The organism is Brassicibacter mesophilus (assembly GCF_050433385.1).
Taxonomy (GTDB): Bacteria; Bacillota; Clostridia; order Tissierellales; family Proteiniboraceae; genus Brassicibacter; species Brassicibacter mesophilus.
Window position 1 is genome coordinate 26,722 of the sequence record NZ_JBNPXI010000006.1, and the last position, 13,036, is coordinate 39,757.

At 30.4% G+C, this 13,036-nt stretch carries 14 protein-coding genes; 3 read left to right on the forward strand and 11 right to left on the reverse strand.

Annotation, left to right across the window (positions count from 1 at the left end; all coding sequences use genetic code 11):
- The first annotated feature begins 66 nt into the window (after nucleotides 1-66).
- Entirely contained in the window at nucleotides 67-1,344 is a 1,278-nt protein-coding gene (locus HNR33_RS08610) for an MFS transporter (RefSeq protein ID WP_429082366.1), read from the forward strand.
- A 17-nt stretch (nucleotides 1,345-1,361) separates the two neighbouring features.
- Here HNR33_RS08610 and glnA read toward each other — a convergent pair whose 3' ends face one another.
- The gene (gene glnA / locus HNR33_RS08615; protein ID WP_429082369.1) at nucleotides 1,362-2,702 is read right to left on the reverse strand and encodes a type I glutamate--ammonia ligase; all 1,341 of its coding nucleotides are present in this window, start codon (nucleotides 2,700-2,702) and stop codon (nucleotides 1,362-1,364) included.
- A 296-nt stretch (nucleotides 2,703-2,998) separates the two neighbouring features.
- Between glnA and HNR33_RS08620 the strand changes: the two genes are divergently transcribed.
- Nucleotides 2,999-3,328, forward strand: a complete 330-nt coding sequence (locus tag HNR33_RS08620) for a hypothetical protein (RefSeq protein WP_429082372.1) — start codon at nucleotides 2,999-3,001, stop codon at nucleotides 3,326-3,328.
- 78 nt (nucleotides 3,329-3,406) lie between these two features.
- Nucleotides 3,407-3,628: a YuzB family protein gene (locus tag HNR33_RS08625; protein ID WP_429082374.1), complete on the forward strand. Its 222-nt coding sequence runs from the start codon at nucleotides 3,407-3,409 to the stop codon at nucleotides 3,626-3,628.
- Nucleotides 3,629-3,651: 23 nt separating this feature from the next.
- Here HNR33_RS08625 and rsgA read toward each other — a convergent pair whose 3' ends face one another.
- The 10 genes from rsgA to HNR33_RS08675 all read right to left on the reverse strand — a co-directional run bounded on the left by rsgA (nucleotide 3,652) and on the right by HNR33_RS08675 (nucleotide 13,035).
- Nucleotides 3,652-4,731 carry a ribosome small subunit-dependent GTPase A gene (rsgA, locus tag HNR33_RS08630; protein WP_429082375.1) on the reverse strand — a complete coding sequence of 360 codons (1,080 nt, stop codon included), beginning with the start codon at nucleotides 4,729-4,731 and terminating at the stop codon, nucleotides 3,652-3,654.
- 351 nt (nucleotides 4,732-5,082) lie between these two features.
- Complete coding sequence (locus HNR33_RS08635) at nucleotides 5,083-7,041, reverse strand: M28 family metallopeptidase (RefSeq protein WP_429082377.1); 1,959 nt, start codon at nucleotides 7,039-7,041, stop codon at nucleotides 5,083-5,085.
- A gap of 96 nt (nucleotides 7,042-7,137) precedes the next feature.
- Nucleotides 7,138-7,467, reverse strand: coding sequence for a hypothetical protein (locus HNR33_RS08640; RefSeq protein WP_429082379.1), 330 nt, complete (start codon nucleotides 7,465-7,467; stop codon nucleotides 7,138-7,140).
- Nucleotides 7,468-7,705: 238 nt separating this feature from the next.
- Nucleotides 7,706-7,951: a FeoA family protein gene (locus HNR33_RS08645; protein ID WP_429082381.1), complete on the reverse strand. Its 246-nt coding sequence runs from the start codon at nucleotides 7,949-7,951 to the stop codon at nucleotides 7,706-7,708.
- A complete protein-coding gene (locus HNR33_RS08650; RefSeq protein WP_429082383.1) occupies nucleotides 7,944-8,123 on the reverse strand; it encodes a hypothetical protein in 180 nt (59 codons plus the stop codon). The genes HNR33_RS08645 and HNR33_RS08650 overlap by 8 nt, the downstream gene beginning before the upstream one ends.
- Nucleotides 8,120-9,571, reverse strand: a complete 1,452-nt coding sequence (locus HNR33_RS08655) for a nucleoside recognition domain-containing protein (RefSeq protein ID WP_429082385.1) — start codon at nucleotides 9,569-9,571, stop codon at nucleotides 8,120-8,122. Before HNR33_RS08655 ends, HNR33_RS08650 begins: the two co-directional genes overlap by 4 nt.
- Nucleotides 9,555-10,151 (reverse strand): FeoB small GTPase domain-containing protein, encoded by a 597-nt coding sequence (locus HNR33_RS08660; protein ID WP_429082386.1) that lies wholly within the window; start codon nucleotides 10,149-10,151, stop codon nucleotides 9,555-9,557. The genes HNR33_RS08655 and HNR33_RS08660 overlap by 17 nt, the downstream gene beginning before the upstream one ends.
- A 244-nt stretch (nucleotides 10,152-10,395) precedes the next feature.
- On the reverse strand, nucleotides 10,396-11,490 hold the full coding sequence (locus HNR33_RS08665; RefSeq protein WP_429082388.1) for a GerAB/ArcD/ProY family transporter: 1,095 nt from the start codon (nucleotides 11,488-11,490) through the stop codon (nucleotides 10,396-10,398).
- A 160-nt stretch (nucleotides 11,491-11,650) separates the two neighbouring features.
- The gene (locus HNR33_RS08670; RefSeq protein WP_429082390.1) at nucleotides 11,651-11,875 is read right to left on the reverse strand and encodes a hypothetical protein; all 225 of its coding nucleotides are present in this window, start codon (nucleotides 11,873-11,875) and stop codon (nucleotides 11,651-11,653) included.
- A gap of 2 nt (nucleotides 11,876-11,877) precedes the next feature.
- Nucleotides 11,878-13,035, reverse strand: coding sequence for a Ger(x)C family spore germination protein (locus HNR33_RS08675; RefSeq protein ID WP_429082392.1), 1,158 nt, complete (start codon nucleotides 13,033-13,035; stop codon nucleotides 11,878-11,880).
- Between the last annotated feature and the right edge of the window lies 1 nt (nucleotide 13,036).

Consider the following 13,036-nt stretch of genomic DNA (forward strand, 5'->3'; position numbering starts at 1 on the left):
AAAAAAATGATAGATTAAGTTATAATATTTAGTGTCACGAAATTGTTGCTCTAAGGGGGATTTGAGATGGGAAATGATAGTGCTTTAAAAAGCAAAGTTGTTAATTATAACCTAAGAATAAATATAGCAAATGGTATAGCATCAATAATTGCTTTAAACTTAGTTACTCCGTATTTTGCAAAGTTTGCTGGAAGACTTGGAGCAAGCGACTATCATATTGCCCTGCTATCATCATTACCCGCTACCGTCAGCATTTTCGTTCTCATTCCAGGTGCAATCATTATTGATAGCTTTAAGAATAAAAAAACTATAACAGGTTCAATAATGTTTTCTCACAAAGTCTTTTTTCTATTATTAGCTTTAGTACCATTTGTTGAAAAACATCATCAGCCTTGGGTTTTTGTCATACTTGTAGGACTAATGAATCTGCCAGGTTCCATAAGTACTATGGGATATCAATCCTGTATAGGTGATATATTTGATGAGAGAACTCGTGGACAAGCAATGGGTCTGAGAAATAGATATTCAGCAATATTTGGTATGGGAATTACTTTTCTATCCGGTCAACTTTTAACAAGAATTCCACAAAACAATGAACAAGCTATAGTACTATATCAATTTTTCTTTGTTATAGCTTTTATCATTGCTCAAGGAGAAGTTTTTTCATTCTTTAAGCTGAGAGGGATTAAGCATACAAAAAATAATACTAATAAAAGTTATGTGGTATCATTGAAAGAAACTATCAAAAGTCTACCATCTCAAAACAATTTCTTAATATTTGCCATATGCTCTTTAATATTTCATTTTGGCTGGCAAATGGGATGGCCTTTATTTAATATCTACTCTATAAAATACTTAAATGCAAATGAACTTTGGCTAAGTGCCATATCTATTGCATCTAGCCTATCATCTATAATTGCATATACTATTTGGGCTAAATTTGCTGATAAAAAAGGTAATAGCTTTGCACTAAGTGTCGCAACTTTAGGAATGGCAATAACTCCTCTTTTTTATGTTATTTCAAAAAACTTAATTTCATTAGTATTTTTTAATATTATTGTCGGAATCTCAACTGCAGGCACAACACTAATTTTATTCAATATACTGTTAGATGTTACCCCTGATAAAAATAGAACAGTCTACATAGCAATATACAATACACTGATAAATATTTCAGCTTCTATTTCACCAATTATAGGGGTTGCTATCAAAGATAAACACGGCATAGTTATAGCTTTAGTTATAGTTAGTATATTAAGATTTATAGGAAGTTTTACATTCTTTATTCGAAATCGATTTTTATGTCATATATCTTTATTAGAAAGCAGTAAAGGCGACCTTTAAAGGTCGCCTTATTATCTTTAGTATGCTCTTAAATATTCATCAACTTCCCATTGATGAACCTTAACTCTATATTTATCCCATTCTTTACGCTTTGCTGATATGAACTTTCCTGTAACATGCTTCCCTAGTGCAGTTTTAACTACTTCATTTTTTGAAAGTTCCTTAACAGCTTCATACAAGCTCTTTGGAAGTGAATCAATGTCATTTTCATGTCTTTCTTCTGAATCCATTGCATAAATATTTTTATTTATAGGTTCTGGTGGTTCTATTTTGTTATCCATACCATCAAGACCTGCTACGAGAGCTGTTGCCAATGCTAAATATGGATTACAGGATGGATCTGGATTTCTAAGCTCTACTCTTGTAGATAACCCTCTCTTAGCTGGTATTCTAACTAGAGGACTTCTGTTTTTCTCTGACCAAGCTATATAAACTGGTGCTTCAAACCCAGGTACTAAGCGCTTATATGAATTGATAAGTGGATTTGTAATAGCTGTAAACCCTTTTATGTGAGTCAACAATCCACCTATAAAGTACATAGCATCTTCACTTAATTGGTTTTTAGTACTAGCATCGAAAAATATATTTTCCTCGCCTCTAAAGAGAGACATATTTAAATGCATTCCTGAACCTGCAATACCTTCAACTGGCTTTGGCATAAAGCTTGCGAATAATCCCATCTCGTCAGCAATTCTTCTAACCACATATCTGAATGTCATTATGTTATCTGCTGTCCTCAAAGCATCTGCGTATTTAAAATCAATTTCATGCTGTCCTGGACCACATTCATGATGGGATGCTTCAACTTCAAATCCTAATCCTTCAAGTGCTGTTGTAATTGCCTCTCTAACATCTTCTCCTTTATCTAATGGAGCCATGTCGAAATATCCTGCCTTATCATTGTTATCTAATATTGGATTCCCTTTTTCATCTACACTAAAAACATAGAACTCTGGCTCTGGTCCGACATAAAATGTTAAATCCTTCTCTTTAGCTCTTTCTAATGCTCTTTTTAATACGTATCTTGGGCATCCTTCAAAAGGCTTTCCATCAGGCATATACACATCACATATTATCCTTGCAATTGTTGATCCGTTATGTGTTTCCCATGGGAGTATAATAAATGTTGATAAATCAGGATATAAATACATATCAGATTCTTCTATACGTGTAAATCCATCAATAGAAGAACCATCAAACATTATTTCATTTCTAAATATTTTATCTAACTGGCTTACCGGCAAAGTTATACTCTTTACTGTTCCAAGTATATCTGCAATCTGAAGTACAATAAATCTCACATTTTTTTCTTTAACAAGCTCTGTAATATACTTTACTTGCTCTCCTCTGTTCATCATATACAGGTTCATTATTTCACTCTCCCTTGTTAGATTATAAAAAATATACATAATACATTATACACTAATAATTAATAAATATAAATTTCTATTTTTAATTATCAATCGTACTTTCATTAAATATATTTGTATATTGTATTACTATTCCTTACATTATTCAACTGTTATAATTTATTGTATAAAGCAATGAGAGTTAATTTCTTTTCCTTATCTCCAATCAGTAACTATAATCTAATGATAGAATAAAATATACTAACTACTATAAAAATTATGATAATTTGATTAGGAGGAAAAAAATGAAGAACTATTCAAGAAGCACTCCTATCAAGAATTTACTTGTCAATTTGGAGAATAAAATAATGACCATAAAAAAATCGGATATTGAGCTTAATATAAAGGAGCAGTATATGCTTCAAAAGCTACATACTCTAGTAAATTTATTAGACGCACTTGACGATGGCATTAGTAATTACCTGTCTTCGTCGCAATATGATATAGATGAAAGATCATTTAAAAAAATCACACTGTACGCTGATCATCTGTTCACAGACTTTGAACTATCTTACGATGAAATCTTAAAATATTATAAGACTATTATATCTATTTATAATATCATTAAAGAATAGATTTCACATCATAAGTAATACTATAGATAAATATCTAATCAGTAAATACTCTACTAACAATAAGGAGGTATTTTTCCAATGCATACAATTAGATTTTGTGAAAATAATTTTGGTTATGGAACAGATCAAATACTAGAAATACTCGAGGAAGAATGTGAAGATATTAAAATTGAGGTCTATTCATGCATGGGATTTTGTGATGACTGTGCAGTGTCGCCTTATGCACTAGTCGATGGAGACATTGTTCAAGCCGATACTCCAGATGATCTATTTGAAATAATCAAATCTTACATAGAGTAAATAATAGCGCCCCAAATAGGGCGCTATATTTTCTTTGCATTTTTAACACTATTAAAGAATTTCTTCATCTCCTTCTTATGAGATGCTTGTGCCTTTTTATTTCCTTTACGAGCAATAAATTCAGCTTCTTTTTTCAGCTTTATATAACTATTGAATCTTTTTTCTGTAAGTGCTCCTTCTTTTATAGCTCTTTGTACTGCACATCCCGGTTCATTCATATGACTGCAATCATTAAATTTGCATGCTAAGGCAAGCTCTTCTATGTCATCAAAAGTACTTTCCAGCCCCACTGAAGAATCTAATATGTGAAATTCTCTCATGCCAGGAGTATCTATAACTAGCCCTCCATCTGGTAAAAGAATTAGTTCTCTATGAGTAGTAGTATGCTTTCCTTTATCATCATCTTCTCGTATTTCTTGTGTAAGCAATCTTTCTTCACCAATGATCAAATTTATCAAAGTTGATTTTCCTACTCCTGAAGAGCCTAGAAAGGCCACTGTCTTTCCCTTGCTGATATACTGAGCTAACTCATCTACTCCTGTTTTATTTTTTGAGCTAATCACATGAACAGTAACACCGAATGCAACTGATTCTATTTCTTTTATTTTCCTATCAATTTCGTCACATAAATCAGCCTTTGTTAATAATACTACTGGAGCTGATTCACTATCCCATGCCATAATCAAATATCTTTCGAGTCTTCTAATATTGAAGTCATTATTTAAAGACATACAAATGAAAAGTGTATCAACATTTACTGCAATAATCTGTTCTTCAGTTTCATTTCCTGCTACCTTTCGTGAAAATTTACTTTTTCTCGAAAGAATTCCATGTATAACAGCATTTCCTTCCTCTTGCCTTGTTTTATCAATAATTACCCAATCACCAACTGCTGGATAATCTTCTCTTCCAATAGCATTGTGCTTCATTTTTCCAGATATTGATGCTAATATTTCTCCATCACATGTATATAATCGATACATGTTTTTATGCTCTATTGCTACTCTACCGATTTTATATCCATTGTTTATGCTATCAAATTCCTGCTGAAGTGTTTCATTCCACCCTAATTCTTGTAGTGTTATTCTATCTGTTTGTATCACTTTATCTGCCTCCCAAATATTGTTTGTAATAGTTTTGGGCATAAAAATACCCTTAGAATAATTGACGCACTACTCCAAGGGTTGCGTTTACAAACAGACAGAACTAGTCAATAATTATAAACAATATTCGACCTTAGGAGTAGTAATTATAAAAACACTTAATGACATAACAATTGACTTTTTCATAAAACACCACTCCTTTCTCAAAATATACTTATATATTACCATTTAAATCATTATTTTTCAACATGTTTTTGTATTTATATAACTTATGAATATAAAAATATAGTATAATTATAAGATTTATATAATAAAAACAATTATAAAATAATCCAATATTTCCGTTCTCTTCTAAGCATTAGTCGAGATTAATTCAAATACATTCAAAACATCTTTAGCATTATGTACAAAAAAATTCGTTAAGTCATCTGATGTCATAGATAATAAGTCACCACTATATATAATAAAATTATATACATAAAAATATTTATCATCTTTTAAAATTGATTTAATAATTTTACCGTTATGTTCGTAGCCCATATAAATATCCATTTCATTTTTTTTCACTATTAATAGATCTTTCATTCCTTGTGGAAAGTCTTGTTGCAAATGTTCAATTATAACACTTTGCTCTATGGGATATTTTTGTACAGAAAAAACATGTCTAACCTCGTATGAATCAGCTTCAAAGTTTATTAATGTAAAGGTACTTATAGGATATTGGTCAATTAATGATTGTAAATCTGGTACTTTATCAAAATAATGTCCAATTTCTCCCAGTTGCTGATTTTCATATTGGATTTCTGGCAGGTCAAAATTAACAGAAATATCATATATACTATTTTTGTTAGTTAGTCCTTTACAAAAATTTTCTGAAATACTTGTCAAGTCTCTTATTTTCTGTTGATATGTATCCTTTACAAAAAAATGCACCTTGTTAGGTTCAATATCACAATCATAAAATACATATTGTCCAAAACTTAAATCATTATAATAGGTTTCTGCTTTTATACTACAGCTAAGTCTTTCTACTTTTTCCTGTTTTATATCTTCTATTTCCGATTTAGACATATTAAGCAAAAACTTCCAAAGCATTTCACTTATAGTTTGAAGTTTATCAATATCTATACTATTTTTATTGTCCTTTTCAGTATGAATAATAACTTTATCGTTATTATAATTAAAATTATAAAAAAATATAGAGTTTTCAAAATTAATATTATCTGAAGTGTAGTTATTTACCTTTTTAATAGAAAAATCATTGCCTAAAGAATTTTGAACATATTTTCCAACTAAATCATTATTGATATTACCTGATGTTCCATAATAAACCGTTTCTACATCCTTTTCGCCAAGGGAATCTAGATTTATATTTAATATATAATCATAATTTCCATTTAAGTACTGCTTAAAGAATCTACTTCCTGACAAACCAGAATACATTTGCTCCTCTGAGTTCACAAAAGAAAAAATTATGTCCATGTTTGTATTATGATTGTTTTTTATATTTTTACGTAAAATATCTAAAATAAGAGCTACACCACTACCATTATCTATGATTCCTTTAGAGAATACTCCATTTGTACTTCCTATTGCATCGTAATGGGCAGTCAGTACAATTGCATTTTTACTATTATTTCCCTTATAAGTCATATATATGTTTTCTAGAAGAATATTTTCAAAAGATAGCTCTACTTCAACAGACAGTTTATGATTTATAAAGTCTGAAAGCCTTTCCGAAAGAATGCTGTCTATAATAATAAATGTAGGAGAATTATTATCTACTTTTATTATACTCTTACTATTGTCAGAATCTTCTACCAAAAGTATAACTGAAATATTGGGAGAAAGCTTTGCTCTATTTACATCATCCCAATTGTAAGCAATAAACATATATTTCTCATCATTTTTAATTTCTTCTAATGAGTTTATTAAGACTGCTTTTTTAGTAGCTATTTCTTTTTCATTTACTGAAATAATCATTGAATTTGTAGTATTTAATGAAATTGAGTCATTTTTATATGTAAGCATTAATTCATATTTTTTAGGTATGTTAATATTATATTCATGAGTATGAACCTTAGCTTTTTCATTTTCAAGAGTTTTTAAATATGTTTTCAGCTCATTAGCAAGCTGATAATTGGCACTGCTATTTGTAACTCTATAGTCTAAATCTTCAAGACCATTTATCGTATGTTCAATAGTTTCAAAATTTCCTGTATAACTGCCTCCAACACATCCTACCATCAATATACATATAACTAGTATATATGACAGTTTACGAAGCAATTTAAGATTCCGCTTATTCACATAACCCTCCCCCTATTATTTTTAAAATCGTATTACACATATTGGATAGTTTTATTTAATAGATTCCATTTAACTATTGTATGTAAAAAGTAATATCTAATGATTTAATGTGTGTTTACTTTTTACAAATTCCTCAGTTTTTACATCTTCCCTTGTACCACAATAGTTACACTTATAAAATTCTCTATATTCATCATAATATTCTATGATCATACAACCATTATAGTAACAATCAGATGATTTAGTTTTTTGCCCAAGATATACTCTGTCAGTCATAAGCATTGATCCTCTTCCACATTCACCGCAGGAAATAGCTCTTGGAAAACTCTTTTCATGATGATCATTCATACCTTCATCTGCAAAAACAGTTGCAAAAGTTGAAAAAGCCAATAAAAAGACTAATAGAAAAATTAGATGTTTTTTCATAATACCCTCCTTAATTTCCAATATGTGTAATACACCAGTATGATAACACAAGCTTATTTTTATGTCAAATATTTGCAAAAATTGCATATAAAAATTCCAGTAATAATAAAATTACTACTGGAATTTTGATGCTAAATCTCTGCAACTTAAATAAATATTCTATGTCACAAAACTAGAAAGCACATGATATATAGTTTTATCATTAGCGACTTTTATAGATTTATTGCAGGTTACATCTCTATTTTTCAACCAAAATAACTGATGCTATTTCTTTATCAACAGCTACCTGTGTGTATCCTACTTGAAAAACAAATGAAGGAAACGTCTGTATCATCTTTAAATTCATGCCTGGAAGTATTCCCATAGCCATGAGCTTTCTTAGAATACTCTTATCATTAGTGTTTAGCTCAGCTATTATACCTTCTTCTCCCTTTTTTATACTAGTTATAGGTGTTAGAATAAATTCTTTATTAGTATTAGACATTTTTCTTCCTCCACTTCTTTAAAATGCTTATCAACTTAGGTTCTTTAGGAATTTCATATCCGCAATTTGGACACTTATATTTGTTACAATTTTTGTGCATAGGGCAGCTTGCACATCCGGCTATGCTTTGATGCTCTTCAAATTCATGACCACAAAAGCTACATTTTATCATGCTAATACTCCTAATGCAGATAAGATTAAGTTAAGCACATACCCTGCTGCAAATGAAAACACAAATACAAATGCACCCATAGCAAAAGCCACCTTAGTTCCACGTTCTTTAATCATCATAGCAAACTGAGCAACACATGGTACAAAAAGCGTCAGTGTAGAAGCTGCTACAACCAACTGTCTAGGATTCAATAAGCCTGTTTTTTGTAAATCAAATAATCCTGCTGCTCCGTAGTCTCTTCTAAAGAATCCAAATAAAAATACTTCTGAAATTTGATCAGGTAGTCCAATTAAATTCACCACTGGTGTAAGCCAGTTTATAAGAACATCAAATAAACCTGTAAGATTTCCAAACCATATTAAAACACTAGCAAATATAAATAAAGGTATAATTTCAACTAGGTACCACTGCATTCTTGTATAAGTTTTTGAAAGAACATTTGACAATTTGGGAAGTCTCAACGGTGGGACCTCCATATAAAAGTTCGGTCTATCACCAGGCATAATTTTAGATGTAAGATATCCGATAAATAAAAATACAAAAGTTATAAATATCATCCAAACAAATAGTGCACCTCCAGCATTAGATAATAATGCCATAATTACGCCTAACTGTGCTGAACATGGTATTGCTAAAGCTAAAAGTAAAGTAGCTATAACTCTTTCCCTCTTAGTCTCCAATGTTCTGCTTACCATCGTCGCCATAGTGTCACATCCAAAGCCAAGCACCATAGGAATAACGGCACGTCCATTTAATCCAATTTTCTTAAATATTCTATCTACTAACATTGCAAGTCTTGGAAGATACCCACTATCTTCAATAATTGAAAACACTAAGAAAAAGGCACCTACTATTGGTAAAACTATAGCTACTGCATATCTAATTCCAAGAGTAATAATACCATAATCATTTGCAATTAGATCCTGCAGCCAGCTCCAAGGAATAACAGAATTAACTACATTATTAATCCAAGGGTTTATAAAGCTCTCGAAAATATTAGCTTCTAAAAAATCAACTACTGTACCTGCACCAAATTCACCAACAAATTTGTACAGTCCATAATATACAACTAAAAGTAATATTGGTATACCTGTTATAGGGTTCATAGTGAGCCTACTCAATACTTCAGATATGCTGCTTTCTTTTTTTGGTTTCTCTGCAACGACCTTTTTTGTTATGTTTTCTACTACATTTTGTCTTGATAAGGATATAATGTAGCTAAGTGGTTTATCATATTTTTGTTTAGTATTATCTATAGTATCTTTAATTTTAATGAACCCACTACCTTCACGTATCTTAACACTTTCCAAAATGTCTTCATCTTCTTGTAGCAATAATAATGCTATGGATTCTTTTGAAAGCATATAGTCTGACTTAAGATTTTCAGATATTTTAGTTATAGCACTCTCAATTGTGTCATCATAATTAATACTAAGCTGCCTTGACATATTTATCTACCCTTTCCTTAAGTTTATCGATTCCTTTATTCAGTGCAGCTATAGTAGATATAACAGGTATATCTAACTCTCTTTCAAGTGCATCAATATCTATGTTTAAACCCATTCTTTCTGCTTCATCCATAATGTTAAGAACTAGAATTACTGGTAATCCTCCTTCTATTAACTGTATAGTAAGAGGAAGCATTCTATTTATATTTTTAGCATCAATAACGTGAATTACTGCTTTAGGTGTTTCTCTAAAAAGTAAATCCCTTGTAACCTTTTCTTCTTCTGTTATGCACATAAGAGAATACATGCCCGGAGTATCGATTATCTCGTACTGCTTATCTCCAATTGTTCCTTTTCCCCTAGAAACTTCAACAGTTGTACCAGGATAGTTTGAAACAGTTACATATGCGCCAGTTAATCTATTAAATAAAACACTTTTCCCAACATTGGGGCTACCTACTAATGCTACTTTTTCTAGCCCCTGTGTGTTTTGATTTACTTCACCATGACAGTTTCCTGTCCCTAATAGTGTAGATGAAAGCTTTTTTATCCATGATTTTTTATTATTGCAACAGTCCATAAAATGTCCTCCTTTATTTGTATTGATAATCATTATCACTTAAAGGCTGAAAATTAACTCTCTATGTACATATTTGTAATAAAGAGCTCGACAACTAGATATTTATTTGATAGATTACAATACCAATAAGTACCTCTTTATTCACAAAAAAATGAGAATAAGTATCATTTCAATATTATTGTATATGATATTTATTCTCATTTCAAGCTTTTTGTTAAATTTTTATTTTCAAATTCTATTACAGTTACATGGTCATTTTCTTACCTGTTCTAATTTTTATTTTTAAAATGATAAAAATCAATATAGGAATAATAACCTGAAACGGAAAAGCATAAAATCTCCATACTTCTCTAGTCCACTCATAAAAATCTATAGCCCCATCATACAGTGAATAAGACAAATTAAATACTAATAATCCAACTGGAACCACAATAAACCTATACTCACTACAATTAAATATCTTACTTATTCCTCGATTAGCAGCTAGTATACATATATTAAGCTTGACAAATCCACCTATGACATATAAAAACGCTATTATAATCTGTAAACGTTCTAGAAAACTTTTAAAGCTAATCTTGGTAGCTGTAAGAAAAGTGGGATAATAATATCCAGAAGCTATCTCAGTTCCTATTACCATTAAGTCTACAAGACCTATAACTAATAATATCACTCCAGGTATAACTACACCTGAAGCATATACTTTATAGGTAGTTTTTTTCCATTTTAGATTTGAAAAAATCATTGTAAATATAACAACTTCAGCAAATGGAAATGAAAAAGAGCTAAATGCACCATTTAGTACTGGTTTAATACCATTTGCTAATATTGGAAAAATGTGATTTACGTGCATATCTGGTGTTAGCATCAATAGAGTAATAAATGAAAAAGCTACCAAAATTATAACAAAAAATTCACTAAACCGTGCCAAGGTCTCTATTCCTTGTTTCAGTGCAACTATAGATAGAATTACCACGGCTATCATAACAATTGATATTGGCGTTTCACTCCCTACGGTAATAAAAAAAAGCTCACTTAAATCTCTTAATACTAATGCTGCTAGGTGTATCCCAAACCATATGTATAGAGCTATAAAAACCTTACCTACTACTTTTCCAAAACAATATTCAAATATGTCAAACAAATCTCTTCCGGGAAAAACATGATTAAATTGTGCATATATATATGCCATACCAACAGCAGCTAGTATTGCAATTATAGTGGCTATCCATAAGTCATTTTTTGCTTCAAGACCAGTGACTATAATGGCTGCAGTTCCAAATACAAATAATACCATTAAAGAAATAGCCTGCTTTTCAGATATATTTTCTTTATTCATAACCATATCCCCTAATATCCTTCCAATAATTAAAAGAGAAAGTCTTTGATGTAAAATTTTAAAACTAACTTCTTTAAATGAATAAAAGAAGTTTAGTTTTTTATCTACAATTCTTCAATAAAATACTTTTATAAATATTACTGAAAATTATCCAAAATTATTATTTAGATGTAAAAACATCTAGCACGGCTTTAACTGCACTCTCTATAGGCTTTGCAGGACTAGGTATTTTAACTCCTAATCCTAATAAAATACTTATCACAAATGCAAACGTGAATGTAGCTAAATATATAATTAGCTCTTTCTTTTGTTTTTGCTTCACAAGTGGTACTATTTCAAAAAAACCTATAATCCCATATGCTATAATTATTAAAATAACTACCATATTTAGTCACCTATCTTAATTGGTTTTGAAGTTAGTCCGCTGCCTTTAATTGTAACCTCTACACTAATATCTACTGGCAGCTCACTAAAAATATTTTCCCAGTCTGACTTAACAGTTCTCCATAACTGTGGATCATCTCTGTATATTGCATTTCCAAATCCAAAGATATCATTTTTGTATTGTTTTTGAACTTTGGTTATAACCTCTATTATTTCTTTTTTTATTGCTGCTTGAGCTTGATTCTTAAGCTTTGTTCTTCCATCTTTACTAACAACATCATCATATCCAGCTATTCCACCAATGCCAGCCTCCATTTTTACATCTATTTTCATTGATAGATTGCCACCATTTGTAATTGGTTTCAATTTAGTTTTACAATTAAAAATTTCAAGTGTTACATCGGTTTTTGTACCAGCAACATTAGTTATAACAATTACACCATCTTTTATCTTGTCTTTTACAATAAGCATAGACCTAGTTTCTAGTCCATCAATCCAGCCTATCATTTTATCCTCTTTAAATATTGCTGTTCCATAAACCTCTGGTACTATTTCTTCCCACTTTTTAATCATTTTTGTAGTTGGTATAGTCGCAGAAATTCCTTGCTCTGATAAGTCATCAAGAAAACTCAAGAAATCAACAGCATAGAATTTAGGTATATTATCTTGACTTTTTAATAAATCATCTAAATGGAATGACATTGTGTCATGCATCTTATCTTTTCCTTGTAATATATCTCCAGCTGTTTTATCTAATGAAATCAGAATCCAAATATCTGCCCTAACTTCAGCGTCTCTAGATACAAAGTCTAATGCAGGTACTATACCTTCTTTAGCTATTTCCTCACTTATGATTATAACTTTTGCATGGCTCCAATAAAGCTTTTTTCCAGATTTCAAAATTATATTTCTTACCCCGTCAAAAACTGTCTTGCCTTGAGCAGAGATAACATCTGGTTCCATAGTCATCTCTTGCCCTCCTCTAGCAGATATTGTTTCAACTGTAACTATATAATTTTCACTTTCTTTATCTTTATCTATAGCTAAACCAGTAGCTATGGCTATTTCATTTACCTCTCTATAATTCCAGCATCCAGTAATAATGAAGATAGTTGATACTATTGTAAATATTAATAAAAGAAGTTTTTTTCTATTCTTCATT

What these genes read in the sequence shown, in the direction of transcription:
- HNR33_RS08610 (WP_429082366.1), top strand. Translation starts at nt 67, where the DNA reads ATGGGAAATGATAGTGCTTTAAAAAGCAAAGTTGTTAATTATAACCTA.
- glnA (WP_429082369.1), bottom strand. Translation starts at nt 2,702, where the DNA reads ATGATGAACAGAGGAGAGCAAGTAAAGTATATTACAGAGCTTGTTAAA.
- HNR33_RS08620 (WP_429082372.1), top strand. Translation starts at nt 2,999, where the DNA reads ATGAAGAACTATTCAAGAAGCACTCCTATCAAGAATTTACTTGTCAAT.
- HNR33_RS08625 (WP_429082374.1), top strand. Translation starts at nt 3,407, where the DNA reads ATGCATACAATTAGATTTTGTGAAAATAATTTTGGTTATGGAACAGAT.
- HNR33_RS08640 (WP_429082379.1), bottom strand. Translation starts at nt 7,467, where the DNA reads ATGAAAAAACATCTAATTTTTCTATTAGTCTTTTTATTGGCTTTTTCA.
- HNR33_RS08645 (WP_429082381.1), bottom strand. Translation starts at nt 7,951, where the DNA reads ATGTCTAATACTAATAAAGAATTTATTCTAACACCTATAACTAGTATA.
- HNR33_RS08650 (WP_429082383.1), bottom strand. Translation starts at nt 8,123, where the DNA reads ATGATAAAATGTAGCTTTTGTGGTCATGAATTTGAAGAGCATCAAAGC.
- HNR33_RS08655 (WP_429082385.1), bottom strand. Translation starts at nt 9,571, where the DNA reads ATGTCAAGGCAGCTTAGTATTAATTATGATGACACAATTGAGAGTGCT.
- HNR33_RS08660 (WP_429082386.1), bottom strand. Translation starts at nt 10,151, where the DNA reads ATGGACTGTTGCAATAATAAAAAATCATGGATAAAAAAGCTTTCATCT.
- HNR33_RS08665 (WP_429082388.1), bottom strand. Translation starts at nt 11,490, where the DNA reads ATGAATAAAGAAAATATATCTGAAAAGCAGGCTATTTCTTTAATGGTA.
- HNR33_RS08670 (WP_429082390.1), bottom strand. Translation starts at nt 11,875, where the DNA reads ATGGTAGTTATTTTAATAATTATAGCATATGGGATTATAGGTTTTTTT.
- HNR33_RS08675 (WP_429082392.1), bottom strand. Translation starts at nt 13,035, where the DNA reads ATGAAGAATAGAAAAAAACTTCTTTTATTAATATTTACAATAGTATCA.